This window comes from Micromonospora sp. NPDC048835 (genome assembly GCF_040649995.1).
Taxonomy (GTDB): Bacteria; Actinomycetota; Actinomycetes; order Mycobacteriales; family Micromonosporaceae; genus Micromonospora.
The window spans coordinates 124,758-148,735 of the sequence record NZ_JBEZGM010000003.1; the positions used below are offsets into that span (position 1 = coordinate 124,758).

The 23,978-nt window shown below is 71.2% G+C and carries 21 protein-coding genes, 2 tRNA genes and 1 pseudogene; 15 read left to right on the plus strand and 9 right to left on the minus strand.

Translation table 11 applies throughout. The features are described from left to right. The first annotated feature begins 135 nt into the window (after window positions 1–135). A complete protein-coding gene (locus AB0C15_RS05325) occupies window positions 136–1,251 on the plus strand; it encodes an LLM class flavin-dependent oxidoreductase (RefSeq protein WP_357348908.1) in 1,116 nt (371 codons plus the stop codon). 31 nt (window positions 1,252–1,282) lie between these two features. Here the strand turns inward: AB0C15_RS05325 and AB0C15_RS05330 are convergent, their stop codons facing one another. Next, window positions 1,283–1,552, minus strand: coding sequence for a hypothetical protein (locus tag AB0C15_RS05330; RefSeq protein ID WP_357348910.1), 270 nt, complete (start codon window positions 1,550–1,552; stop codon window positions 1,283–1,285). A gap of 149 nt (window positions 1,553–1,701) precedes the next feature. Between AB0C15_RS05330 and AB0C15_RS05335 the strand changes: the two genes are divergently transcribed. Genes AB0C15_RS05335 through nudC form a run of 3 tightly spaced genes read left to right on the plus strand, consistent with a single transcriptional unit; the run spans window position 1,702 to window position 5,355 of the window. Continuing rightward, window positions 1,702–3,012 carry a pitrilysin family protein gene (locus AB0C15_RS05335; RefSeq protein WP_357348912.1) on the plus strand — a complete coding sequence of 437 codons (1,311 nt, stop codon included), beginning with the start codon at window positions 1,702–1,704 and terminating at the stop codon, window positions 3,010–3,012. Between the two features lie 55 nt (window positions 3,013–3,067). After that, window positions 3,068–4,399 carry a pitrilysin family protein gene (locus AB0C15_RS05340; protein ID WP_357348914.1) on the plus strand — a complete coding sequence of 444 codons (1,332 nt, stop codon included), beginning with the start codon at window positions 3,068–3,070 and terminating at the stop codon, window positions 4,397–4,399. Continuing rightward, window positions 4,396–5,355, plus strand: a complete 960-nt coding sequence (nudC, locus tag AB0C15_RS05345) for an NAD(+) diphosphatase (protein WP_357348916.1) — start codon at window positions 4,396–4,398, stop codon at window positions 5,353–5,355. The genes AB0C15_RS05340 and nudC overlap by 4 nt, the downstream gene beginning before the upstream one ends. A 122-nt stretch (window positions 5,356–5,477) precedes the next feature. Here the strand turns inward: nudC and AB0C15_RS05350 are convergent, their stop codons facing one another. The 3 genes from AB0C15_RS05350 to AB0C15_RS05360 all read right to left on the minus strand — a co-directional run bounded on the left by AB0C15_RS05350 (window position 5,478) and on the right by AB0C15_RS05360 (window position 7,260). Then, on the minus strand, window positions 5,478–5,753 hold the full coding sequence (locus AB0C15_RS05350; RefSeq protein WP_357348918.1) for a hypothetical protein: 276 nt from the start codon (window positions 5,751–5,753) through the stop codon (window positions 5,478–5,480). A 212-nt stretch (window positions 5,754–5,965) separates the two neighbouring features. Next, a complete protein-coding gene (locus tag AB0C15_RS05355) occupies window positions 5,966–6,205 on the minus strand; it encodes a DUF397 domain-containing protein (protein WP_357348920.1) in 240 nt (79 codons plus the stop codon). A 74-nt stretch (window positions 6,206–6,279) separates the two neighbouring features. After that, window positions 6,280–7,260, minus strand: a complete 981-nt coding sequence (locus AB0C15_RS05360) for a helix-turn-helix transcriptional regulator (RefSeq protein WP_357348922.1) — start codon at window positions 7,258–7,260, stop codon at window positions 6,280–6,282. Window positions 7,261–7,471: 211 nt separating this feature from the next. Here AB0C15_RS05360 and AB0C15_RS05365 point away from each other — a divergent pair. Further along, window positions 7,472–8,719 (plus strand): annotated as a pseudogene (locus AB0C15_RS05365) (MFS transporter); the annotation flags it as partial. A 115-nt stretch (window positions 8,720–8,834) separates the two neighbouring features. Here AB0C15_RS05365 and AB0C15_RS05370 read toward each other — a convergent pair. Then, window positions 8,835–9,077, minus strand: a complete 243-nt coding sequence (locus AB0C15_RS05370) for a mycoredoxin (protein WP_139582276.1) — start codon at window positions 9,075–9,077, stop codon at window positions 8,835–8,837. A 92-nt stretch (window positions 9,078–9,169) separates the two neighbouring features. Here AB0C15_RS05370 and AB0C15_RS05375 point away from each other — a divergent pair, with 92 nt between their 5' ends. The 3 genes from AB0C15_RS05375 (at window position 9,170) to AB0C15_RS05385 (ending at window position 12,201) form a co-directional block, all read left to right on the plus strand. Next, window positions 9,170–11,335, plus strand: coding sequence for an ATP-dependent DNA helicase UvrD2 (locus tag AB0C15_RS05375; RefSeq protein WP_357348925.1), 2,166 nt, complete (start codon window positions 9,170–9,172; stop codon window positions 11,333–11,335). A 121-nt stretch (window positions 11,336–11,456) separates the two neighbouring features. After that, window positions 11,457–11,705, plus strand: coding sequence for a hypothetical protein (locus AB0C15_RS05380; RefSeq protein ID WP_357348927.1), 249 nt, complete (start codon window positions 11,457–11,459; stop codon window positions 11,703–11,705). A gap of 130 nt (window positions 11,706–11,835) precedes the next feature. Then, window positions 11,836–12,201: a WhiB family transcriptional regulator gene (locus AB0C15_RS05385; RefSeq protein ID WP_357348929.1), complete on the plus strand. Its 366-nt coding sequence runs from the start codon at window positions 11,836–11,838 to the stop codon at window positions 12,199–12,201. A gap of 365 nt (window positions 12,202–12,566) precedes the next feature. Here the strand turns inward: AB0C15_RS05385 and AB0C15_RS05390 are convergent, their stop codons facing one another. The 3 genes from AB0C15_RS05390 to AB0C15_RS05400 form a co-directional block, all read right to left on the minus strand. Further along, window positions 12,567–13,913 (minus strand): AarF/ABC1/UbiB kinase family protein, encoded by a 1,347-nt coding sequence (locus tag AB0C15_RS05390; protein WP_357348931.1) that lies wholly within the window; start codon window positions 13,911–13,913, stop codon window positions 12,567–12,569. Further along, the gene (locus AB0C15_RS05395; RefSeq protein ID WP_357348933.1) at window positions 13,910–15,022 is read right to left on the minus strand and encodes a TOMM precursor leader peptide-binding protein; all 1,113 of its coding nucleotides are present in this window, start codon (window positions 15,020–15,022) and stop codon (window positions 13,910–13,912) included. The genes AB0C15_RS05390 and AB0C15_RS05395 overlap by 4 nt, the downstream gene beginning before the upstream one ends. A 207-nt stretch (window positions 15,023–15,229) precedes the next feature. Next, window positions 15,230–15,400, minus strand: a complete 171-nt coding sequence (locus AB0C15_RS05400) for a DUF5679 domain-containing protein (RefSeq protein ID WP_167457767.1) — start codon at window positions 15,398–15,400, stop codon at window positions 15,230–15,232. Between the two features lie 513 nt (window positions 15,401–15,913). Here AB0C15_RS05400 and AB0C15_RS05405 point away from each other — a divergent pair. Both AB0C15_RS05405 and AB0C15_RS05410 read left to right on the plus strand, forming a co-directional pair. Continuing rightward, window positions 15,914–16,444, plus strand: coding sequence for a M48 family metallopeptidase (locus AB0C15_RS05405; protein ID WP_357348935.1), 531 nt, complete (start codon window positions 15,914–15,916; stop codon window positions 16,442–16,444). A 259-nt stretch (window positions 16,445–16,703) separates the two neighbouring features. After that, on the plus strand, window positions 16,704–17,312 hold the full coding sequence (locus AB0C15_RS05410) for a hypothetical protein (RefSeq protein ID WP_357348937.1): 609 nt from the start codon (window positions 16,704–16,706) through the stop codon (window positions 17,310–17,312). Window positions 17,313–17,629: 317 nt separating this feature from the next. On the opposite strand, the gene AB0C15_RS05415 is transcribed toward AB0C15_RS05410, so the two are convergent. Then, a complete protein-coding gene (locus AB0C15_RS05415) occupies window positions 17,630–18,880 on the minus strand; it encodes a zinc-dependent metalloprotease (RefSeq protein ID WP_357349326.1) in 1,251 nt (416 codons plus the stop codon). A 184-nt stretch (window positions 18,881–19,064) separates the two neighbouring features. Between AB0C15_RS05415 and AB0C15_RS05420 the strand changes: the two genes are divergently transcribed. From AB0C15_RS05420 to AB0C15_RS05440, 5 genes are all read left to right on the plus strand, one after another. Further along, a complete protein-coding gene (locus tag AB0C15_RS05420) occupies window positions 19,065–20,078 on the plus strand; it encodes a PDZ domain-containing protein (protein ID WP_357348939.1) in 1,014 nt (337 codons plus the stop codon). 97 nt (window positions 20,079–20,175) lie between these two features. Continuing rightward, window positions 20,176–23,166: a UPF0182 family protein gene (locus AB0C15_RS05425; protein ID WP_357348941.1), complete on the plus strand. Its 2,991-nt coding sequence runs from the start codon at window positions 20,176–20,178 to the stop codon at window positions 23,164–23,166. 206 nt (window positions 23,167–23,372) lie between these two features. Continuing rightward, window positions 23,373–23,576, plus strand: a complete 204-nt coding sequence (locus AB0C15_RS05430) for a hypothetical protein (protein WP_357348943.1) — start codon at window positions 23,373–23,375, stop codon at window positions 23,574–23,576. An 89-nt stretch (window positions 23,577–23,665) separates the two neighbouring features. After that, a tRNA-Met gene (locus AB0C15_RS05435) sits at window positions 23,666–23,739 on the plus strand. A gap of 136 nt (window positions 23,740–23,875) precedes the next feature. Then, window positions 23,876–23,949 (plus strand) — tRNA-Met (locus AB0C15_RS05440). Window positions 23,950–23,978: the final 29 nt, after the last annotated feature.

A 23,978-nucleotide genomic window follows, 5' to 3' on the forward strand; every position in this document is an offset into this window, starting at 1 on the left:
GAAGAGTGGGCCAGGCTGCGGTCAGCGTCAAGGCTCATCCACATTGCGGGATGGCGCGTCTCAGTTATGTCGGTATTTCCTACCAGCTTGCTAGGGTAATCGGCGTTCGGTCACCGGCAGAGAGGCGACTTCGCGATGACCTTCCACTGGTTCCTGCCCACCTCCGGTGACGGTGACCAGGTGGGTGCCGCCACCGTCACCGCCGGGGCCGCGAGGCACGACCGGGCCGCGACGGTGGCCTACCTGGCCGAGGTCGGCCGGGCCGCCGAGACGAACGGGTTCGCCGCGGTTCTCACGCCGGTGGGCGCCGGCTGCCCCGACCCATGGATCGTCTGCGCGGCGGTCGCCCAGCACACCGAGCGGCTCGGCATGCTCGTCGCGGTCCGGGCCGGTTTCGCGCTGCCCACCCTGATCGCTCAGCAGGCCGAGGCGTTCCAGGCCGTCTCGGGTGGCCGACTGTCGCTGAACATCGTGACCGGGGGTGACCCGGCCGAGCAGCGGGCGTACGGCGACTTCCTCGGGCACGACGACCGCTACGCGCGCACCGGCGAGTTCGTCGAGGTGCTGCGCCGCGCCTGGTCCGGTCGGCCGTTCGACTACGCCGGGGCGCACTACCGGGTCGACGGTGGGGGCCTGGCCACCCCGCTCGCCACCCCGCCGCCGGTCTACTTCGGTGGTGCGTCCCCGGCCGCCGAGACGGTGGCCGCCCGCCAGGCCGACGTGTACCTGATGTGGGGTGAACCGCCGACGTCGATCGCGGCGCGGGCCGCCCGGGTCCGGGCGCTAGCCGCCGAACAGGGCCGCACTTTGCGTACCGGCCTGCGGCTGCACGTCATCGCCCGGCCGACCAGCGCCGAGGCGTGGGCGGAGGCCGACCGGCTGCTGGCCGGAATGAGCCCGCAGCGGATCGCCGCAGCCCAGGCCCGGTTCCGCCGGATGGACTCGGTGGGTCAGGCCCGGATGGCGGCGCTGAACGCCGGCCGCACCGACGGCCTCACCGTCGCACCGAACCTCTGGGCCGGCGTCGGCCTGGTCCGCGAGGGCGCCGGCACCGCGCTGGTGGGCAGCTACGCCGAGGTCGCGGCCCGGATCGACGAGTACGCCGCGCTCGGCGTCGACGAGTTCATCCTCTCCGGCTGGCCGCACCGGGAGGAGGCCGAGCGGGTCGGCACCGAGGTGCTGCCCCGTGTCCGCCCGGCACCCGAGCGGCATCACACGGCTGGTGATGAACGGTGCGTGGGGGCGCGGTAAGCCTCGCTCGACGAGGCCGCACCGGCGTGGGTTATCCCTCGGCGGTGGGACGGCTGTGCACCACCAGCTCGTCGATCTCCAACCGGCCGACGCGCAGCTCCCGCACCACCGCCCGGCGGATCGCCAGCCGCCCGATGACCAGTGCCCCGACGGCCACGGCACCGATTGCCACCGCCCCCACGGCGAGGGCGCCGAGCGACGCCGCGCCCACAGCCTGCGCTCCGGTAGCTGCCGCGCTCGTCGCCGTCGCGCCGCTCGCGCGATCCCCGGTCAACCGCATCAGGCGTGCCTCTCGTTTCATCCCCCCATTGTCCCCGTACCGCCGGTCGCCCGCTTCCCACCGGTCCCGGACGTCACCCCACCGCCCGCGCGCGCCGTCTCACCCTCGCGGCGGCGGCAGCTCCGGGAGGTCGCGGGTGGCGGCGGTGTCGACGCGCTAGGGTCGATCCCGTGGCGGCGCGGAGATCCAGAATTCCAGCGACGAAGTATCCGGTCGAGCGGTTCACCCTCGACAACGGCCTGCGGGTGGTGCTCACCCCCGATCGCAGTGCCCCGGTGATCGGGGTGGCGGTCGTCTACGACGTCGGCATCCGTTCGGAACCGGAGGGGCGCACCGGCTTCGCCCACCTCTTCGAGCACCTGATGTTCCAGGGCTCGGAGAACCTGGAGAAGCTGGCCCACTTCCGGCACGTGCAGGGCGCGGGTGGCACCTTCAACGGCTCCACCCACCTGGACTACACCGACTACTTCGAGACGCTGCCGAGCAACGCGTTGGAACGCGCGCTGTTCCTGGAGGCGGACCGGATGCGCGGCCCCCGGCTGACCGAGGAGAACCTGCGCAACCAGGTCGACGTGGTCAAGGAGGAGATCCGGGTCAACGTCCTCAACCGGCCGTACGGCGGCTTCCCCTGGCTGACCCTGCCGCCGGTCATGTTCGACACCTTCCCGAACGCCCACGACGGCTACGGCTCCTTCGACGACCTGGAGTCGGCGACCGTCGCCGACGCCGCAGACTTCTTCCGCCGCTACTACGCCAGCGGCAACGCCGTGCTGGCCGTCAGCGGCGACATCGACGTGACCGAGGCGACCGAGCTGGTCAACCGGCACTTCGGCGACGTGCCGGCCCGACCGGCACCGCAACGGCCCGACTTCACCGAGCCCGACCTGACCACCGAACGCCGCACCTCGTACACCGACGCCCTGGCACCGCTGCCGGCGGTGGCCGGCGCCTGGCGCGTGCCCGACCCGGTCACCGACTTCGCCGGCTACCTGCCGTACGTGGTGCTGGCCGAGGTGCTCACCGACGGCGACGCGTCGCGGCTTGTCGAGCGGCTGGTGCAGCGCGACCGGATGGTGACCACCCTCGGTGGTTACCTCGGCTTCATGGGTGACCCGTTCGACGTCCGCGATCCCACCGCACTGCTGTTGCAGGCGCACCTGCCACCCGGCGGCGACGTGGACAAGGTGCTGCGCACCATCGACGAGGAGCTGGACCGGCTGGCCACCGACGGGTTGACCGACGGTGAACTGGCCCGCACCCAGGCCCGGATGGCGACGCACCTGCTGCGCGACACCGACGCGGTGCTCGGCCGGGCGTTGCGGATGGCCGTGCTGGAGCAGCAACGCGGCGAGCCGGGCCTGCTCAACGAGCTGCCCCGGCTGGTCGGCGAGGTCACCGAGGAGCAGGTCCGGGCCGCTGCGGCCACCCTGCGCCCGGAGCGCCGGGCCGCGATCGAGGTCATTGCCGGAGGCGCCAGGTGAGCGCGAGGAGTGAGCCGGTTTTGCGAGCCCCGCAGTCGCGAACGAAGGTGACACAGTGAGTATCGCTACCGCTCCTGCCCACCCGCGTGCGTTGCCGCCGCTCGGTCCGAACCGCAAGCTCAAGGTGCCCAAGCAGGCCGAGCGCACGTTGCGCAACGGTCTGACCGTGATCGCGGTACGCCGGCCCGCTGTGCCCCTTGTCGAGCTGCGGCTCTGGGTGCCGTTCGGCCGGGTGCACCTGGCCCGTGGCGCGATGCTCTCGCAGACCATGCTCTCCGGCACCGAGTCGATGAGCAGCGTGCAGATCGCGGCCGAGCTGCAGAAGGTGGGTGGCGGCCTCTCCGCGGGTGTCGACCCGGACCGGTTGATGCTCTCCGGTGCCGGCCTGGTCACCGGTCTGGACCGGATGCTGGAGCTGCTGGCCGAGGTGCTGACCGGCGCCAGCTACCCCGCCGACGAGGTGGCCACCGAACGGGACCGGCTCGTCGACCGGATCCAGGTGGCGCAGAGCCAACCGGCGCACCTGGCCCGGGAGGCGCTGCTGAAGCGGATCTACGGCCGGCACCCGTACGCGACGCAGACGCCGGAGCCCGACCAGATCCGAGCCGTCCGACCGGCGGCGCTGCGTACCCTGCACGCGGAGCGCGTCCATCCGAACGGCGCGCAGTTGGTGCTCGTCGGTGACGTACAGCCGGAGAAGGCTCTGGACGCGGCCGAGCGGGCGCTCGGCGGCTGGTCCGGTGCCGGCCGGGTGGCCGAGCTACCGGCGACCCCGCCGCTGGAGCCGGGGCCGCTGCTGCTTGTCGACCGGCCCGGTGCGGTGCAGTCCTCGCTGCGGATCGCGCTGCCGGCGGTGTCGCGTACCGACGCCGACCACGCGCCGCTGCAACTGGCCAACCTGATCTTCGGCGGCTACTTCTCCTCCCGCTGGGTGGAGAACATCCGCGAGGACAAGGGCTACACCTACGGCCCGCACTCGGTGATCGAGCACTCCGTCGCCGGGTCGGTGTTTGTCGCCGCCGCCGACGTGGCCACCGAGGTCACCGGCCCGGCGCTGCTGGAGACGACGTACGAGCTGGGTCGGTTGGCGTCGCTGCCACCCAAGCCCGAAGAGTTGGAGCAGGCCCGGCAGTATGCTCTCGGCACCCTCCAGCTCGGCATGTCCACCCAGGCCGGTCTGGCGGCGTTGACAAGCGCGTACGCGGGCAACGGTCTGCGCCTGGACTTCCTGGCCGAGTACGCGGCGAGGTTGGCGAAGGCGAGCATCGACGACGTCGCGCAGGCGGCGGCCCGGTACCTGGCGCCGGCTCGGGCGGCGGTCGTGGTGCTCGGCGACGCGGAGCGGGTCACCCCGGGGCTGGCCGCGCTGACCGCGGTTCGGGTGTGAGCGGGGAGGCGGCACCGCCGTTGGCGCGGTCCACGCTGGATCGGGCCGCGCACCGGCGGGGAGACTCGCAGTGGTTGACCGAGGCGTGGCTGCGCGCCCGGGTGCTGCTGCTCGACTCCGCCGACGATGGCCGGACGCTGGCCCGCACGGAGACGTCGCCTCCGACACTGGTGCTGTTCGGGGCGGGCGACGTGCCCGCCGGGTCCGAGTCGACGGCGATGTTCCTGGGTGTCGAGCCGGACGGGGTGCCGGTCTTCGCCGTCGACACGCCGCTGCCGGTGATCCCGGGGACCCGGGCGGTCCACCTCCGGGAGGTGGGCCACCTCCTCGCCGACCGGGAGGCAGGCATCTTCACCACCGCGTTGGCGCTTGCCAACTGGCACACCCGGCACGGTTACTCGACCAGCACCGGCGCTCCGACCGCGATGGACGAGGCCGGCTGGTCCCGGGTGGACCGCAATGGTGGGCGGATCTGGCCGCGTACCGACCCGGCGATGATCGTGCTCGTCCACGATGGTGTGGACGGCCCGGATGGCCGCTGCCTGCTCGGCAACAACGCCGGCTGGCAGGGCACCCCGGACGGTCGGCGCTACTCCTGCCTGGCCGGCTACGTGGAGCCGGGCGAGTCGGCGGAGGCGGCCGTGCTGCGCGAGGTCCGCGAGGAGGTGGGCGTCGGGGTCGAGCGGATCGGGTACGTGGGCAGCCAGGCCTGGCCGTTCCCCGGCTCGCTGATGTTGGGCTTCCTGGCCACCGCGAACCCGACCGAGCCGGTGCGGGTCGATCCGTCCGAGATCGCGTACGCCAGGTGGTTCTCCCGGCGGGAGATCGGCGCTGCCCTGGCCGGGCAGACGGTGGATGTGGGCGACGGGGCCCGGTTGATCCTGCCGCCTCCGTCGTCGATCGCGCTGTTCCTCATTCACCGCTGGCTGGACGGCTGGGTGGACGCCGACCGCTGAGCACGGTCCCGACCCGTGGCCGCCGTTGCCGCGGCGGTCACGGGCCGGGAACACGGGCCGTCGTGGTCGGTGGGTGCGAAACGCGGCGGGGGAGCCGGCCGACCACGACGGACGACCTGGAATCAGGTGCCGGCGCGGCCCGGTTTGTGGCGGAAGGCGGGCCGCGGCTCGATCAGCGGAACGACCTTGACCCGTTGCTTGCCGGCGCGGACCGCGCCGACGGCGGCCAGGGCGCGGGCCAGCAGGAGCGCGGCGTCCCGGTCTTCGGCGTGCACGATCTGCCGGCGCGGCTCGGGCGTGGTCGTCTCGTCGCGAAGCCGATGGCCGTCCGCCCAGGCGGCGGCGATGTCTCCGTCGGCGACGGCGCGGATGTCGGTGCGAACGATCAGGAACCGCATGAGGGTCTCCGGATGAACCGCGACGGATGAGCCAGTGTGGAAGTTCCACGTTCTCGGGGCCATGTTACGCCCCGTGTTCGTCTCAGCAACTGAAACGCGCCTATCGGTTTCGAGCCTCGTCCGATCGGCGGATGGCCCTTCAGCAGGGCCGACGGCTCGCACAGCGACGGGGCCGCCGGCAGTGTGCCGACGGCCCCGTACCAGCGACCGAATCAGTTCAGATCGAACTGGCCCTGCTTCGCTCCGGTGATGAAACCGAGCCACCCGGCGCGGTTGAACAGCAGCACGGGGCCGCCGCGGTCCTTGCTGTCGCGCAGGGCGACCGCCGACGGTCCGGCGGCGAGCGGGGCGACCTCCACGCAGTTGGAGGTCTGGCTGCGGGTGCTGGTACGCCACGGGGCGTCCGCCAACGAGTGGGCGGAGACGGACGGCGTGTTGCGGATGTCGTTCATGGTTCTGCTCCTGATGTGCAGCGATCCAATGGGTCGAGTGGTGCTGCACGTCCTGACGGTGGGTCCCCCGTGGATCACCGATCCGTCAGTCGCCCCGACTCCCGGCGGCGTTGGGTCGGCGCCGTTGCCGGCCCGAACGCCACTGTGGATGGGGGCGTCGCCTCGGTCAGCCGTCCCGTCGCCTCGATCAGCCAGGAGAGGGTGTCCGAAGCGTCAAGTGCCGCCGTGCATAGCCACTCGAACACCACTTTATAGCGATTTAGCGTGATTGACTCGGTCGACATGACGTCGGTGAACCCACCTTCGATGGCCAATGTCTCCGGATCGAGGGGATCGGCGAACCGATAGACGGAGAAGGCGGTCGGCGGAAGGTACCAATTTCCGACAGGCGTGTCGCGGAGCAACACGTGTAGAGCCACGTTCGGTAACAGAGCCAACTCGCAGAGTTGAAGAAGTTGTTCGTGCAGCACCTCCGGCGGCCCGGCTCGTCGGCCGAGAGCCGCCTCCTCCAAGACTGCGGTGTAGCGGGGAGGGTGCGGCTCCCGGGTCAGCAGCGACTGGCGGGCCAACCGCGCCTGCACCTCGGTCTCCGGCTCGTCGCCCGGCTCCGGCTCGCCCGCGCCCGCGTTGACCTGCCGGGCCGACATGATCCGGAGCTGGGCGTACCCGGGGGTCTGCAACAGGCCCGGCACCAGCACCGGGTTGTACTCGGAGATCTCCGCGCAGCCCGCCTCCAGTTCGGCCCAACCGCGCTGCTGCTGTGTCATCACCGGGAAGTTCTTCAACCAGCCGCGCATGTCGCCGGCCTCGTTGGTGATGCCCAGCAACTCGTCGTGCAACGCCTGGTCGGCGCCGTAGAGGTCGAGCAGGTCGCCGACGTCCTGCGGGTCGGGTCGGCTGCGGCCGTTCTCCAGGCGGGACAGTTTGGACGCGGAGGCCCAACCGATACGCTCGATGACCTGATCGCCGGTGAGGCCCGCGGCCTCGCGCAGGCGGCGTAGCTCGATGCCCAACCGGCGACGACGCAGGATCGGGCTGGGTGCGGCAGGAGGCACAGTGTCCTCTTTCCCGTCGACCGCCGCAGACGCGACGGTAACTGTATGAAATTCGCCCCCCACGGTCAGTATGGACGGCGCGACCAGTGTCGGAGGTTCCGACAAGGGCGTGTCTTGCGAAAATCGGACCACGGGAATGCCGGATGACGACGGACCCGCGGTCGCGGCCCGTCGACCTCGCCCATCTGGGCACGCCATCCGGAGGGACCCCATGCGCACGATCCTGCGCCGACCCGACTTCCGCCTGCTCTTCGTCGGCCTGCTGGCCAGCATGACCGCCGAGTCGATCCTGCTGCTCGCGCTCGCGATCTGGGTCAAGGATCTGACCGGCTCCAACGGGCTTGCCGGCGCCACCATCTTCGCCGTCATCGCGCCGATGACCCTGGCACCGCTTGTCGGCTGGTTCGTCGACCGCCACCCGCGTCGACAGTTCTTCGTGGCCGCGAACGTGGTGACCGCGGCCCTGCTCGCACCGTTGTTCACCGTCCGCGACGCGGGTGACGTCTGGATCGTCTACCTGGTCGCCGCCTTCTACGGCCTCTCGTCGATCACGCTCGGCGCGGCGCTCAGCGGGCTCATCCGCGAGTTGGTGCCGGTCGAGCTGCTGGCCGAGGCGAACGGCGTGCTGCAGACCGTACGCCAGGGGATCCGACTGATCGGCCCGCTGGTGGGCGCGGCGCTCTACGCGGCGCTCGGCGGGTGGGCGCTGGCCGCCATCGGCATGGTCGGATTTCTGACCGCGGCGGCGGTGGTGACCGCACTTCCCACCCCGCGACCACTGCCGCCGACGGTACGACTGCGGTGGCCGGCCGAACTGGGCGCTGGTCTGCGGCACCTGGCCGGCGAGCCGGCCCTGCGGCGGGCTCTGCTCGGCTACGGGCTCGGATCACTGGTGATGGGCTTCAGCGAATCGCTCATCTTCGCCTACGTCGACCAGGGGCTGCACCGGGATGCCGCATTCGTGGGCGTGCTGGTCACGGTGCAGGGCGTGGGCGGGCTGCTCGGTGGGCTCTGCTCGGCGACGCTCGTCCGCCGGCTCGGAGAGGTCGGCACGCTTGCCGCGGGTGTCGCCTTCTTCTCGCCGGCCGCGCTCGCGCTCGCGTACCCCGATCTGCGGCTCGGGTTCGCGGCGGTGCTGCTGGCCGGGGTGTCGCTCCCGCTGACGATGGTGGGGCTGCACACGCTGATCCAGCGTCGGACCCCGCCCGCGCTTGTCGGCCGGGTCGCCGCAGCCACCCAGGCGGTGATCAGCGGGCCGCAGGCGTTCTCCATCGGCGCGGGCGCCCTGCTGGTCGGCCTCCTGGACTACCGGCTGCTGTTCGTGCTGGTCGGACTGGCCACCCTGGCCGCCGGAGGCTACCTGTGGCGGGGCCGGCACCTGAGCGCGCCGACGGCCGTCCGACCGCCGACACCACCCACCCGCCCGACGCTCCCGGCACCCCGCCGACCAGCCGAGGACGCCGACCGACGAGGGCTTGCGGCACCCGCCGACCGTCGCCACCGTGACCCGTACCCGAACACGACGAGCGGCCGCCCCGGGTGGGGCGGCCGCGCACCGAGGATGAACCGACAGATCAGGCGGTGAGCGTCTCCAGGTGTTGCTTGACCTGGGTGATCGAGGGATTCGTCAGGGCGCTGCCGTCGGCGAAGCGCAGGGTCGGCACCGTCTGGTTGCCACCGTTGACGCTCATCACGAACTCCGCAGCCTTCGGGTCCTGCTCGATGTCGACCACCTCGTACCCGATGCCCTCCCGGTCGAGCTGCGACTTCAGCCGGTGGCAGTAGCCGCACCAGGGGGTGGAATACATCGTCAGCATGGTCGGATCCTCCAACTCCTCCGGCCGCGGCTTGCGGATCAAGCCGAGGCTGTTCGCTGCAACGCTGGGAGGAGCTGAGATGATTCCTGGTTGTGGTGGTTCACTCAGCGTCGGAACAGGTGCTCGCCGGGCTGGACCCGGAGCAACGCTCCGCGGTGACCGCACCCGCCGGGCCGGTCTGCATCCTGGCGGGCGCCGGCACCGGCAAGACCCGGGCGGTCACCTCCCGAATCGCCCACCGGGCGCTCTCCGGTGAGATCTCCCCCCGGCACGTGCTCGCGGTCACCTTCACCGCCCGCGCCGCCGCCGAGATGCGACACCGTCTCACCCTGCTCGGTGCACAAGGTGTCCAGGCACGGACGTTCCACGCCGCGGCGCTGCGGCAGGTGCGGTACTTCGCGCCCCGGCTGCTCGCCGGCCGGGCCATGCCCGAACTGCTGGACAGCAAGGTACGACTGGTCACCCTCGCCGCCGCCCGGGTCGGCCTGCGTGCCGACCGGGCCGCCGCCCGGGACCTGGCCGGCGAGATCGAGTGGGCGAAGTCGTCGCTTGTCGAGCCGTCGGAGTACGTGGTGGCTGCCGCCGGCGCGCTGCGCGACACCCCGCACGAGCCGGCGAAGGTGGCCGACGTCTTCACCGCGTACGAGCAGCTCAAGCGCGCGAACGGCGTGATCGACTTCGAGGACATGCTGCGCGCCGCGGTATGGGGCATCGAGGAGCACCCGGACGTCGGCGAGCAGGTCCGTGGCCAGTACCGGCACTTCGTGGTCGACGAGTACCAGGACGTCAACCCTCTTCAGCAGCGGCTGCTGGACGCCTGGCTGGGCGGTCGGGACGACCTGACCGTGGTCGGGGACGCCAGCCAGACGATCTACTCGTTCACCGGGGCGACCTCCGCGTACCTCGTCGACTTCCCCCGCCGGCACCGCCGCGCCACGGTGGTCCGGCTGGTCCGCGACTACCGCTCCACGCCGCAGGTGGTCGGGCTGGCCAACGCGGTGATCTCGCAGGCCCGGGGCACCGAGGCGCGCCTGCGGCTGGAGCTGAGCGGCCAGCGCCCACCCGGCCCCGAGCCGGACCTGCGGATCTTCACCGACGAGCCGGCCGAGGCGAACGCGGTTGCCGCGCGCTGCCGGTCGTTGATCGACGCGGGCACGCCGGCGAAGGAGATCGCCGTGCTGTTCCGGGTCAACGCGCAGTCCGAGGCGTACGAGAAGGCGCTCACCGAGGCCGCGGTGCCGTACGTCGTGCAGGGCGCGGAGCGGTTCTTCGAACGGGCCGAGGTGCGCCAGGCGATGGTCGCGCTGCGGGCCGCCACCCGGTCCATACCCGGCGAGACACCGTTGCCGGCCGCCGTCGTCGAGGCGCTCACCGCCGTCGGCTGGGCCCCGGACGCACCCCCGGCCGGTGGCGCCGCCCGCGAGCGGTGGGAGGCGCTGTCCGCGCTGGTCCAGCTCGCCGAGGAGTACGCGGCCACGCCCGAGGTCGTGCCGATCGGCGAGGCCGCCTCGGTGGAGCGCCCCGTCACCCTCACCGACTTCACCGAGGAGTTGGCGCGCCGGGCCGCCCAACAGCACGTGCCGACGGTGGACGGAGTGACGCTGGCGTCCCTGCACTCCGCCAAGGGGTTGGAGTGGGACGCCGTGTTCCTGATCGGGCTCGCCGAGGGCACCCTGCCCACCACGTACGCCAAGACCGTCGAGCAGGTCGAGGAGGAGCGGCGGCTGCTCTACGTCGGGATCACCCGCGCCCGCGAGTGGCTCTGGCTGTCGTACGCCGCGGCGCGCTCGCCGGGCGGACGGGCCCGGCGGCCGTCGCGGTTCCTGCCCCAACTGGACCGCTCCGGCGGCACCGAACGGGCGACCGGCGGCAGCGGCCCGGCCCGCCGTCCCGAGCGGCGGCGAACCCAGATCGTCTCCTGTCGGATCTGCGGCGCGACCCTGCTCGCCGGCCCGGACCGCAAACTCGGTCGCTGCCCCACCTGCCCATCCGACATCGACGATGAGCTGCACGAACGACTGCGCGAGTGGCGGCAGCGGGTGGCCGGCGCGCAGAAGGTCCCGGCGTACGTGGTCTTCACCGACGCGACGCTGATCGCGTTGGCCGAGCGGCGACCGGGCCGGTCGGAGGAGCTGATCGCCATCGCCGGTATCGGCCCTCGCAAATTGGGCCTCTACGGCGAGTCGGTGCTGGCCCTCGTGGCTGGTGCCGGGGTGGACGATGTCTGCCCGGAGAAAACTTTCGAAATCTCGTCGTAAATTCGTTTGCCCTCGCCCCGGCGCGAGGAATAGCCTCAGGACACACCACGCGAGCGGCGCCATTCCGGCTGCTCACGAGGTTGGTCCAGTCGATACGAGGAACGTGAGGGAGGTGGCACCCGTGAAGATCTTCACCTATGAGCGTCTGACGGCGATGCCGTCTGTCTGCGCTCCGCTGTCGACTGTCCGGGTGGCCCTCGCGGCTGCACGACCGTCGGTTCCGCAGGTGCACCAGGTTCAGGCCGAGCTGACCCTGACCGTCGCGCCCGCTGGAGTCGAGGGGACCAGTGGCTTCACGGGCAATGGCATCCGGGTCGCCAAGAAGCGCATGGATGTCCGCGGCGTTCCACCTCGAGGTAAACCGGTCTGACCATCAGACACCGGCTCACCTCGAGGCCGCGGAACCCGCTTACCGGGATCCGCGGCCTCAGTTTTTCGCCCGCCGTAAGTACGTCGGAATGCGATCCACGAGATCGAAGTGAGAGAGAGGTGACCGGGAGATGAGTCTGGCGTTGGCCCCCCTCGACATGAGCGTCGAGCTGGAGGCGAACCTGCCCTGCCGGAAGTTCGACCCTGACCTGTGGTTCTCCGACTCGCCCACCGAGCTCGAGCTGGCCAAGTCGCTCTGCGGGGACTGCCCGCTGCGCGTCGAGTGCCTGGCCGGAGCCGTTGAGCGAGCGGAGCCCTGGGGCGTCTGGGGCGGCGAGATCTTCGAGCGTGGCGCGGTTCTCCCGCGTAAGCGGCCCCGTGGCCGTCCGCGTAAGGAGGACGTCGCCCGTGACGCCGAGCTTCGGGTCCAGGCCGAGGCGCGTCTGGCGGCCAGTGGGCTGTCCGAGGTGCGTGGCGCGGTCCGGCTGGCAGCCTGACATGTTCCCGACCCGTTCCAACGACGCCGGTGTCACACCGGCAGTGAGTGAGAAAACGATGTTGAACATTCCGAGTGGAGCCTTCGAGATGCAACTACTCCACGAAGCGTTGACCAGGGCTCGAATGCGCCGGCCTCAGGCCGGTCGTACCACCACGAGCACTGAGGCAACCCGATCCGCCCGTACCGTCGCCATGACCGGCCGCAGCCAGGCGGCCCGCGACCTGGGCGTTCTCTAGTACCAACCCACGCAGAAGGGCGGGTGCCGACAGGCACCCGCCCTTCCCCATGCCGTCAGGCGTCCGAGCCCCAGCGTGGTCAGCCGCCCCGGCTTCGGCGCGGTCAGGCGCCCTGGCTTCGGCGCGGTCAGGCGACCGGGGCGAAGCCGGGCAGCCAGCGCTCCAGGATGCTCCGGTACGGGGCCTTCGCCTCCAACTGGCAGAGCACCCCGATCGACCCGAGCGTGACCCGGTGGATCAGCAGGTACGACGGTGGCAGGTTGAGCTGCCTGCTCAGCTGGTACGTGGGGGAGCGAGGGCTGGCCAGTCGACCAGCCTCGGCCCGGAGCCAGGCCCGGGTGAACCGGAAGCCGTCCGCAGCGATGGGCTCCAGCATGGGGCGGATGAAGTCGAGCACACCCTCGGCGTCGATCTGCTCGGCCGAGCCGATGAACCCTTCCGACCGCAGCCCTGCCACGACCTCGTCGGCATCGCCGCGCAGGGCTGTCGCGGCGATACGACCGATCGGCTCCGGGGTGCCCTCCGGCATCCGGGCCACCGCACCGAAGTCGATCACCCCGAGCCTTCCGTCGGGGAGCAACCGGAAGTTGCCCGGGTGCGGGTCGGCGTGCAGCAGCCCAGCCCGCTGTGGCGCGGAGAGGTGCAGGGTGGCCATCAACCGGCCCGCCTCGTCCCGCTCCTCCTCGGTGCCCTCGCGGATGATGTCGGCAAGCGGGGTGCCCGTCACCCATTCGGTGACCAGCACCCGGGGGGCGGAGTTGACCACCTCCGGGATGAAGATCTCCGGGTCGTCGGCGTACGCGGTGGCGAAGGCGCGCTGTGACTCGGCCTCCAACTCGTAGTCCAACTCCTCGGTGATCCGCTCGCGTAGCTCGGTGAGGAGCGGCTTGACGTCCAGGCCGGGCTGGATGGCCCGGAACATCCCGCCGAGACGGGAGAGCTGCTTGAGATCGGCGAGCAGGGCGTCGCCGGCCCCCGGATATTGGATCTTGACCGCCACGTCGCGGCTGTTCGGAGCACCCGACTCGTCGAACCCCGGCTGGCGCCACCGGGCCCGGTGCACCTGGCCGATGCTCGCGGCAGCGGCCGGAACGTCGTTGAACTCGACGAACAGGTCCCGCCAGTCGGGGCCGAGCTGCTCGGCCAGCACCTTGTGCACGCTCGCGGCCGGCAGCGGCGGCGCTGCCTCCTGCAACTTCGTCAACGCCTGCCGGTATGGCGCGGCGATCTCCTCCGGCAACGCCGCCTCGAAGACCGACAGCGCCTGGCCGAACTTCATCGCCCCGCCCTTGAGCTGGCCCAGCACGCTGAACAGTTGCTCGGCGGTGCGCTGTTGGATCTCCGCGGAGATCACGTCGGAGGCGAGCCCGGTGACGCGCTTTCCCATGCCGAGAACGGTCCGGCCGGCGAAGCCGAGCGGCAGGGCGGCGAGCTTGGCGGTGCGGGACACGGCGCGGCGCGGGATGTCGGTCACCCGGTCATTGTTACCGACCGGAGGGCCTCGGTGCTGCTGTGCGGCTGGGCTGGTGCGGACACTCGGCCCCGCGAGCACCCACACGTCGGGTGCGGCGGCCAACCCCGACGACGGAAACGACCGGCGCCGGTGACCTCCATGGCCCCACCCAGCGTGTCCGGCTGACCCCCGTCGAGCTGCGTCAGTGCCTCGGCCAGCGCGTACCCGCAGGCGGCGAGCAACGTGCCGGTCGTTCCGGCGGCTACCGGGTCGGCGGCGGCCAGTTGAGCGGCGAGCCTCGGCCAGTCCGGGTCGCGATCGGCCCGGTGCAGCTCGACGCAGTGCAGGCAGGGCCCCGCGGGCGGGCGGACCAGCGGCCCGATCACCGGTACGCCCTCGCGCAGCGTGACCAGCAGATGGGGCTGCCGGCGTTGGGTGAGGCCGGCGGCGAGCAGCGCGGGAGGCCGGTCCGTGCCGAGTTGGATCACCAGATCGATCCGCCCGGTGCGACTCGGGTGGGTGCCGGTGCCCGGTGCGACGCGGTCGACCGCGGCCCGCACCGCCGGTGCCAGCGGGCGACCCAGCTCGGTGGCGGGGATGCCCGTGCCGATCAGGTCGACGGAACGGACCGGGCCGGTGAGCTGGGGGATGACCTGCCCCACGCCGGACTGGGCCAGCGCCACAGTCAGTGGCCCGCCGAGCGCTCCAGCGCCGCTGAGCAGGACGCGGGCGGCCCGTCGCCGCCGCAGGACCTGCGCCGGCGTGCCGGGCAGTCGGGCGGCGGCCAGGGCGAGCGCGCCAGCCTCCGCCGCGAGCCGGGCACGAACCGGCCCGGTCAGGTCGCGGGGGAGCAGGCTGTGCGCGGGCACCAACAGCCCGGCGGCCCGCAGGGTATCGATCAGGGTACGTGCGTCGTCGGCGCTGACCTGGGCGGTCGCCGCCTGGGCCAGCACGGTGCGCTCACTGCGGGTGCCGTCGAGCAGGTCGAGCAGGTGAGCGGCGCGGGGGTTGGCCAACTCCAGCAGGACGGCCGGCCCGGGGCCGACGCCGAGTTGGAGGGTGTGCCGGTCCCGCCAGAGCCGGTTGAGACCGGGCAGCAGGGTGGGGCGGGGCAGTACGGTGCGGCTCATGGTCACCAATCGTGACCGCGACTTCGCTTTCGGTCGATCGTTGTCCACAGGTGGCCGAGCCGCTGTCCAGCGCTATCCACAGGATCTGGCTGGTTTTCCACAGGCTGCCGTCCGTGTTGTCGGTCACCCGACAGGCCATCGACGCTCCTGGTCGGCAACGGGGGCGGGGTGGCCACCGGCCACCCCGCCCCCGTTCACCCGTTCGGGTCAGACCTTGGCCTTGCCCAGGATGCGGTTCACTGTTGTACCGCATACCGGACACTTGCCCTTGGCCATGTTCATTCCGGTCTTCGAGACCTCGACGTGCCCCTCGAAGTCCCGCTTCTCCTTGCACTTCACGCAGTAACCGTTGTAGGTCGTCTGGGCCTGGTCGGCCACGGTGCCCTCCTCGTCTCGTCCGCCGGTCAATGCCGTCCCGGCGGGGTGCCCGGCGGCGGGCCACACGGGGCGCCGGCGCTGGGTCTCACTCCGCGGCCACCTTCGTGACCGCTGGTCCGCGGACCCTACCCAGGTCTGGGCAGTTCCATGTCAGCTGTGCATCGACACTGTGAGCAAGTCGACGTCGAGAGTGTGCATGGCGAAATAGGTCGGATAAGTCAGTTTGGCGGGGACACGCCGACCAAACCCTGACAGCCACCCGTGCGAGTGCCCCCGCGGCGGCATTCGGGACGGTGATCACCTACGGTGGGGAGGTGCCGTGCGCCGGCGCCATCGGCGTTCACGAAGGGTGACGAGGTGGCGCGATGGCGCTTCGGTCAAGAAATTTTCGGGACGCCTGGCGACCAATCACCATTTTCTGGGCGCGTGTCGTGCGGTTGACTCTTGCGGACCCCTGGTCAGTGGGCTTTAGCTTTCCTTCGTGACACGTAGTCGAGGCTGCGCGGCCCAGTGATGGCGGGGGCGCGCAAGCCGGTCGTCGAGGTGCGGCGCAGCCAGCGTCGACGACGCACGGTGTCCGCGTACCGTGACGGTGAGCGAGTGGTCGTCCTCATCCCCGACCAGTTCTCCCGCGCCGAGGAGAGCGAATGGGTCGACCGGATGCTCGCCCGGCTCGCCGCCCGAGAGGGGCGCCTCGCCCGCTCCGACGCCGAACTGGTGGCCCGCGCCAACCGGCTCATCGAGCTCTACCTCACCGGGTACGCCACGAAGGCGGTGCCCGCCAGTGTCCGATGGGTCACCAACCAGAACGGCCGGTGGGGCTCCTGCACGCCGGCGGACCGCAGCATCCGAATCTCGCACCGCGTTCAGGAGATGCCCGAATGGGTGATCGACTACGTGTTGCTCCACGAGTTGGCGCACCTCATCGTGCCCAGCCACAACGCTCGGTTCTGGTCGCTGGTCGGCCGCTACCCGAAGGCGGAACGCGCCCGCGGCTACCTCGAAGGGGTGGCCGCCGCCTCCGGCGCACCCCTGCCCACCTGATCCGTACCCTTCCGCACCCCGTCAGCGTCGGGTCGAACGCGGCCTGAGGTGCTGTTGACCTGGGTCCGGGGCTTGCGGGTGTCGGGCGCTGCCTGATCTGCGACCGGCCTAGATCCACTCGTGTTCCTGAACAACGCGCTGACAACGACCCTCGGATACCGCGACTTCAAGGAATCCGAGTGGATCATGCCGCCGCACGCCGCCGGGTGGGTCGGGCCGGGTGGGGTGACCGTACGGGGCGGGGCGCTAGGGTCGGGGGATGGCGCGACGGGTGGTGGTGGCATTACTCGGGCCGGTGCACTGGTCGCCGCCCGGCGTCGACCTGGCCGCATGGCGGGCGGCACTCGCGGAAGACGTCATCGACCTGCTCGCCACGCTCAACGAGGTGGAGGTCGCCGTCGCGGTGACCCCGGTCGACCGGGCTTTGGCCGATGCGCTGGTGTGGCCCGGCACGGCCGTGTACGAGGTGGCCGCGCCGACGCCGAACGCTGTCTTCGCCGCGCTGGAGGGGTACGACCAGGCGGCCGTGCTGGTCGGTGACGTGCCTGACCTGCCCGCCCTGACCGTCGGCAAGCTGCTCCGCCCGCTCACCACCCGGCCGGTCGCGGTGGCTCCGGTCGAGGGCGGCGGCCCAGGTCTGCTCGGGGTCGCGGTACGACTGCCCGCGCCGGACTGGCTACCCACACTGCACCTGGACTCGGCGACGCCTGTCGACGCGCGCGCCAACGCTCCGCGCCCGGGTGACGTGGCCGTCACCGCTGGCTGGCGACGACTGCGCGGCCCGGCGGACCTGGCCACGCTGGACCCGGCCTTCGAGGGTTGGGACGCGACCCGCGCCCTTCTCTCCGGGGCGGGTCGACCTGCCTGAACCGTCAGCCTGCGGCCGACGACGACCCGAGAACTGCCCGGCGATCAGTCCACCCGAAGCGGCCACCCCGCCGGCCCGGGTGACCAGGCGGGCCCGGCTACCAGCAGGCTCCGCGCCACCCGGGCAGCCCTGCACGAACGCACGCCGGGCCGGGGGACGGCTAGGCCAGGGTGCGATCAGCAGGCAGCCTTGCGGCGGCGCGGCGCGGGGCGGGCGGCGCGGGGCGGGGCGGGCGGCGCGGGGCGGGCGGCGCGGGGTACCAGGGTGCCCGTTGTCGATCATTCGGGCACCCTGGCACGACAGGCCGTGCGCGGACGTCAGGACTTGGCGTCGCCCTCAGGCTCATCCGACTGACCCGACGGACCGGACTCATCCGACGGACCCGACTGACCGGGGGCCTGCTCCTGCACACCGCCCGGGGCGGTGAAGTCGAAGCTGTCCAACTCGCTGAGGTCCATGTCGTTCATCGCGAAGGCGACCGGGTCGGCGAAGTCGTCGTCCGACGGGAGCAGGTCCGGGTGGCCCCAGACCGCGTCGCGGCCTTCGATGCCGCGGTGCTGGGTGAGCGCGGCCCAGAGCGCCGCCGCCTCGCGCAGCCGGCGGGGGCGCAGCTCCAGACCGACGAGCGCGGCGAAGGTCTGCTCGGCGGGCCCGCCGGCGGCACGCCGACGGCGGAACGCCTCGCCCAGTCGGACGACGTTTGGCAGCCGGTCGCTGGCGGCGCTGTCCACGACGTGGCACACCCACCCCTCGACCAGGGCCAGTGCGGTTTCCAGCCGGGCCAGTGAGGCCTTCTGCGCCGGGGTGTCCTCCGGAGTGAAGATGCCCTCCAGGGCGATCGCCTGCATCGACTCAGGGTCGGTCGGGTCGACCCGACCCATGGCCTCCTCGATCGCTTCCCGGTTGACCCGGATGCCGGAGGCGTACATCTCGACAGCGCTGAGCACGTGCCCGCGCAGCCACGGGACGTGCTGGAACAGCCGCTGGTGGGCGGCCTCGCGCAGCGCCACGTAGAGGCGGACCTCGTCCTCGGGGAGTTCCAGGCCCTCGCCGTACGCCCGGATGTTGGCCGGGATGAGCGCGGCCGTGCCGGCCGGGCCGAGCGGCAGCCCGATGTCGCCGGCGGAGAGCACCTCCGCGGCGAGCGAGCCGAGGGCCTGGCCGAGCTGACCGCCGAAGAGCGCGCCACCGAGGGAGGCCACCATCGACTGCATCGGGCCGAGCTGGGCGCGCGCCTCGGGTGGCACCAGGTCGCCCATCGCACCGACCATCCGGCTGGCGACGGGGTCGCAGAGCTTGCGCCACACGTCGAGCGTCTTGAAGATCCACTCGTTGCGGTTCCACGCAACGGGGTTCTGGATGCCGGTGGGCCACGCCGAGGCGGGCTCCAACCACAGGTCGGCGAGGCGCAGCGCCTCCTCGACCGCGTTGCGCTCGTACATCGACACCGCCGGGTCACCGGCGGCCGCGAGTTGGCTGGCTGCTACCTGCCGGGCCAGGTCCCAGTTGACCGGCCCGCTGCCCGGCGCCGAGAGCAGGTGCTGCAACTGCGACATGAACTGCTGCATCTGCGCGGGATCGTTGGGGTCTGGTGGCTGCCCACCCGGGAGCGCGAAACCGAACGGAATATCAGGCACGACACCTACGGTACGCGGACCGCGCCCCAGGTAGCCGCCGCTGGCGTTGCGCTGAGGGCGAAGTCGCGCGGCGCATCCGACGGGTGGCCCGCGCCCGGTCGGTACGCTCTGCGGCATGAGACGTCGTGGCCTGACGGTCCTGCTCGGTGCCCTGTTCACCGCCCTGCTGAGCATCGGGGTCCTCCGGGTGCCGATTCCGTACGTGGTGCTGGGCCCGGGGCCGACGGTCAACACCCTCGGTACCGAGGACGGTAAGGAGGTCATCCAGGTCTCCGGTCGGGAGACCTCGACCTCGGCCGGCCAGTTGCGGCTGACCACGGTGGGGGTGCAGCCCACGGTGCGGTTGCGGGGGGCGATCGCGGGCTGGTTCTCCGACGACGAGGCGGTGGTGCCACGTGAGCTGGTCTACCCGCCGGGGGAGTCGACGGAGCAGGTCGAGCAGCGCAACGCCGAGGACTTCAAGGCGTCGCAGACCAGCGCGGAGACCGCCGCGCTGCGGGAGTTGGGCTTTCCGGTGCAGGTGGTGGTCAAGACGGTGGCCGCGGACGGTCCGGCGGCCGGTGCGCTGAAGACCGGCGATCTGATCACCTCGGTCGACGGCCAGCCGGTGCCGATCGCCGCGAAGGTCACCGAGCTGGTCCGGGCCAAGCCGGCGGGCACGGCGTTGACGATCGGCTACACCCGCGACGGCGTGCCGGCCACCGCGACGGTGACCAGTCAGGAGAAGGACGGTCGACCCCGCATCGGTGTCGAGATCGATCAGCAGCAGCCGCACCCGTTCACGCTCGGCATCGACCTGGGTGACATCGGCGGGCCGAGCGCCGGTCTGATGTTCGCCCTGGGGATCGTGGACAAGCTCACCCCGGCCGATCTCACCGGCGGCCAGATCATCGCCGGCACCGGCACCATCGACGACGAGGGCGCGGTCGGCCCGATCGGCGGGATCGCCCAGAAGCTCGTCGGCGCCAAGCGCGCCGGGGCGAAGGTCTTCCTGGTGCCGGCGGACAACTGTGCCGAGGCGGTCCGCAATCCGCAGCCCGACCTGCCGCTGCTGCGGGTGGGTTCGCTGGACGAGGCGATGACCGCTCTGGAGACGTTGCGCGCGGGAGGTCAGCCGACGCGTTGCTGACCGATGTGACCGTGCCCCGCCACGCTCAGGAACACCCCGTACTCTGGGTGCCCTGGTCGGAGCTGATCATATCGAGCGTGCGGAGCCAACAGTGGTCATGCGTAGCAGCAGCCCCCTCCCGAGGATGAGCCGGCGCGGGCGCGTCACCATCGCGGTCCTGGTCGGGGTCTTCGTGCTCTTCACCCTGCTCGGCTGGGGTGTTCAGGCGTGGACCGACTGGCTCTGGTTCGACGAGGTCCGCTACACCGAGGTCTTCACCGGCGTCCTGCTCACCCGGTTGGTGCTCTTCCTCGCCATCGGTCTCGGCATGGCGGTGATCGTCGGCGGCAACCTGTGGCTGGCCTACCGGTTGCGCCCGCGACTGCGTCCGCACTCGGTGGAGCAGGCGACGCTGGAGCGCTACCGGATGGTGCTCACACCTCGTCTCGGCACCTGGATCGCGCTGACCGCCGCGGTGGTCGGGCTCTTCGCCGGTCTCTCCGCGCAGAACCGGTGGAACCAGTGGCTGCTCTTCCGCAACGGCGGTGACTTCGGCATCAAGGACCCGGAGTTCGGGGTCGACGTCGGTTTCTACGTCTTCCAGTTGCCGTTCTGGCGCTACCTGCTCGGGGTCGCCTTCACCGCCGTGGTGCTGGCCGTGATCGGGGCGCTTGCGGTGCACTACCTGTTCGGCGGGGTCCGCCTGCAGGGCGTCGGTGACCGGATGAGCAACGCCGCCCGCGCGCACCTGAGCACGCTCGTCGCGGTCTTCGTGCTGTTGAAGGCGATCGCGTACGTGTTGGACCGGCGGGCGATGCTGCTCGAGTACAACGAGGGCGCCAAGTTGTACGGCGCCGGCTACGCCGACGTCAACGCGTTGCTGCCGGCGAAGGAGATCCTCGCCTACATCTCGATCGTGGTGGCGATCGCGATCCTGGTGTTCTCCAACGCCTGGATGCGGAACCTGGTCTGGCCGGGGATCTCGCTGGCGCTGCTCGGTGTGTCCGCGGTGGCCATCGGCGGCATCTACCCCTGGGCGGTGCAGACCTTCGAGGTCAAGCCGAGCGCCAAGGACAAGGAGGCGCCGTACATCCAGCGCAGCATCGACGCGACGCGGGCGGCGTTCGGGTTGGGGGCCACCGAGACGACCCCGTACGCGGCGAACAACCTCACCCCACCGGGCAACCTGGCCACCGACACGTCCGTGGTGTCGAACGTGCGGCTGCTCGATCCGCAACTGGTGAGCGAGACGTACACCCAGCTCCAGCAGGTGCGTGGCTTCTACGACTTCGGCCCGAAGCTGGACATCGACAGGTACGGGGTGAACGGGAAGGTCTCCGACTACGTGGTCGGCGTCCGGGAGATCAACTACGGCGAGTTGACCGACCAGCAGAACACCTGGATCAACAGGCACACCGTCTACACCCACGGGTACGGGTTGGTGGCCGCCCCGGCCAACCAGGTGGTCTGCGGTGGGCAGCCGTTCTTCGTCTCCGGTTTCCTCGGTGAGAAGACGCAGGAGGCGTGCTCCTCGCAGACCGAGCAGATCCCGGCCAAGCAGCCGCGCATCTACTACGGCGAGCGGATGGCGGCCGACGACTACGCCATCGTCGGGCAGTCCGACCCGAACAAGAAGGCCGAGTTCGACAGGCCGGTCGGTGAGGGTGGCGGCGAGTCCTACACCTACACGGGTGAGGGCGGCGTGGAGATCGGCTCCTTCGCCCGGCGGCTGCTGTACGCCATCAAGGAGCAGGAGTCGAACTTCCTGCTCTCCGAGGCGATCAACGACGACTCCAAGCTGCTCTACGTGCGTAACCCGCGGGACCGGGTGGAGAAGGTCGCGCCGTTCCTCACGCTCGACGGCGACCCGTACCCGGCGGTGGTCGACGGTCGGGTGCAGTGGATCGTCGACGGCTACACCACCGCGGCGTCCTACCCGTACGCCGAGCGGGTCAACCTGCAGACCGAGACCACCGACGAGTTGACCAACCGGGGCACCTTCCAGCTGGCCCGGGAAGACGTCAACTACATGCGCAACTCGGTGAAGGCCACGGTCGACGCGTACGACGGCACGGTGAAGCTCTACGAGTACGACGACACCGACCCGGTGCTCAAGGCGTGGAACAAGGCGTTCGGCGGCGACCTGGTGCTGCCGAAGGCGGAGATCCCGGTCGAGTTGAGCGAGCACCTGCGCTACCCGGCGGACATGTTCAAGGTGCAGCGCAACCTGCTCACCAAGTTCCACGTGACCAACCCGGGTGACTTCTACTCCGCACAGGACTTCTGGCAGGTGCCCAACGTGCCGGACGCTCCGGACAGCGGTCAGAAGCAGCCTCCGTACTACCTCTTCACCCAGTTCCCGGGGCAGCAGAGCCCGCGCTTCCAGCTCACCTCGGCGGTCACCCCGAACGGCCGGCAGAACCTCGCCGCGCTGATCTCCGGGTCGTACGTCGACGGGAAGCCTCGGCTGGAGGTACTGGAGTTGCCGGATCAGACCCGGATCTCCGGCCCGGTGCAGGTGCACCAGCAGATGACCAACAACGCCAACATCCGTCAGCAGCTCAACCTGCTCTCCAGCAACCAGGCGCAGGTGCAGTACGGCAACCTGCTCTCGTTGCCCTTCGCCGACGGGATGCTCTACGTCGAGCCGGTCTACGTGAAGAGCAACCAGCAGGACGCCTACCCGCTGTTGCAGAAGGTGCTGCTCTCGTACGGTGACGGCGGTTCCTTCGTGGCGCTCGCCGACAACATCAACGACGGCATCAAGCAACTGGTCGAGCAGGGCAAGAAGGCCGGGCAGGGCACGTCGCCGCCGCCGACGACCGGGGGCAACCCGACGACCCCGACGCCGACGCCCTCGGGCACGCCCTCGGGCGCGCCGACGCCGACGCCGACCCCGAGCGCCGGCACCCCACCACCGGCCGGTGACCTGGCCGCCGCCGCGGACCGGGTGCAGACCGCGATCACCGAGGTCCGGGCCGCGCAGACGTCAGGTGACTTCGAGCGTTACGGGCGTGCGCTGAAGGCGCTGGACGAGGCGCTCACCGCGTTCCAGCAGGCGCAGCAGGCCGCCGGTGCGCCAGGTACCAGCCCGAGCGCTGGCGGCTGACCGGACGCGCCGGGAGTTCCCCGCCGAGCCCCCGTCGTTCGGACCACCTCAGGTCCGTACGGCGGGGGCTCTGCCATGTCCACGCCGACGACGCGCTGCGGGAGCTGCGGCAGGCCGTACGCGGTTGTCCCGACCAGAAACTGCCCGAGGACGGCAGGACGTGGCGACAGCGGCTGCTGACCCCGGGGGCGTACGGGGACGAGTCGGTGCTGTTCGAGATGCGCTCCCCGATGCCGGACGGGATGGGTGAGCCGGGCACGGAGGAGGTGCGGCTGGTCCGGGCGGTGCGGATCGGCGACGTGGTGACGGTGCTCTGGGAGCAGGGTTGGGAGCACACGGCGGTGGTGCGGTCCCAGGTCGATGCCGACAGCCGGCGGGCGGTCGCGGCGATCGAGACCTGGCTGGGCTGACAACGGCCCAGGTCGGAGGCGCAGCCCGTGGTCGGTATCGGAGTCGTTTTGCGGTGCCCCGGGTCGGTGCGCTACGGTTATCGAGCCGACGCGGGGTGGAGCAGCTCGGTAGCTCGCTGGGCTCATAACCCAGAGGTCGCAGGTTCAAATCCTGTCCCCGCTACGACAGAACCATCAGTTCGAAGCCCGTCTCCGGGTCACCGGAGGCGGGCTTTCGACATGTCCGGGTGTTGAGCCGCAGCGGTTGCCGACCCCCGCTGATCATCGCCGGGGCCTGTGGGTTAGTCTTAACGGGCCGACGCGGGGTGGAGCAGCTCGGTAGCTCGCTGGGCTCATAACCCAGAGGTCGCAGGTTCAAATCCTGTCCCCGCTACAACTGAAAGTGGTATGAGTCCGGCCCCC

Excerpts from the sequence above, each read along its gene's own strand:
- AB0C15_RS05325 (WP_357348908.1), top strand. The coding sequence starts at position 136 with ATGACCTTCCACTGGTTCCTGCCCACCTCCGGTGACGGTGACCAGGTG.
- AB0C15_RS05330 (WP_357348910.1), bottom strand. The coding sequence starts at position 1,552 with ATGAAACGAGAGGCACGCCTGATGCGGTTGACCGGGGATCGCGCGAGC.
- AB0C15_RS05350 (WP_357348918.1), bottom strand. The coding sequence starts at position 5,753 with ATGCGGTTCCTGATCGTTCGCACCGACATCCGCGCCGTCGCCGACGGA.
- AB0C15_RS05355 (WP_357348920.1), bottom strand. The coding sequence starts at position 6,205 with ATGAACGACATCCGCAACACGCCGTCCGTCTCCGCCCACTCGTTGGCG.
- AB0C15_RS05370 (WP_139582276.1), bottom strand. The coding sequence starts at position 9,077 with ATGCTGACGATGTATTCCACCCCCTGGTGCGGCTACTGCCACCGGCTG.
- AB0C15_RS05385 (WP_357348929.1), top strand. The coding sequence starts at position 11,836 with ATGAGTCTGGCGTTGGCCCCCCTCGACATGAGCGTCGAGCTGGAGGCG.
- AB0C15_RS05395 (WP_357348933.1), bottom strand. The coding sequence starts at position 15,022 with ATGAGCCGCACCGTACTGCCCCGCCCCACCCTGCTGCCCGGTCTCAAC.
- AB0C15_RS05405 (WP_357348935.1), top strand. The coding sequence starts at position 15,914 with ATGGCGGGGGCGCGCAAGCCGGTCGTCGAGGTGCGGCGCAGCCAGCGT.
- AB0C15_RS05410 (WP_357348937.1), top strand. The coding sequence starts at position 16,704 with ATGGCGCGACGGGTGGTGGTGGCATTACTCGGGCCGGTGCACTGGTCG.
- AB0C15_RS05415 (WP_357349326.1), bottom strand. The coding sequence starts at position 18,880 with ATGCAGCAGTTCATGTCGCAGTTGCAGCACCTGCTCTCGGCGCCGGGC.
- AB0C15_RS05420 (WP_357348939.1), top strand. The coding sequence starts at position 19,065 with ATGAGACGTCGTGGCCTGACGGTCCTGCTCGGTGCCCTGTTCACCGCC.
- AB0C15_RS05425 (WP_357348941.1), top strand. The coding sequence starts at position 20,176 with ATGCGTAGCAGCAGCCCCCTCCCGAGGATGAGCCGGCGCGGGCGCGTC.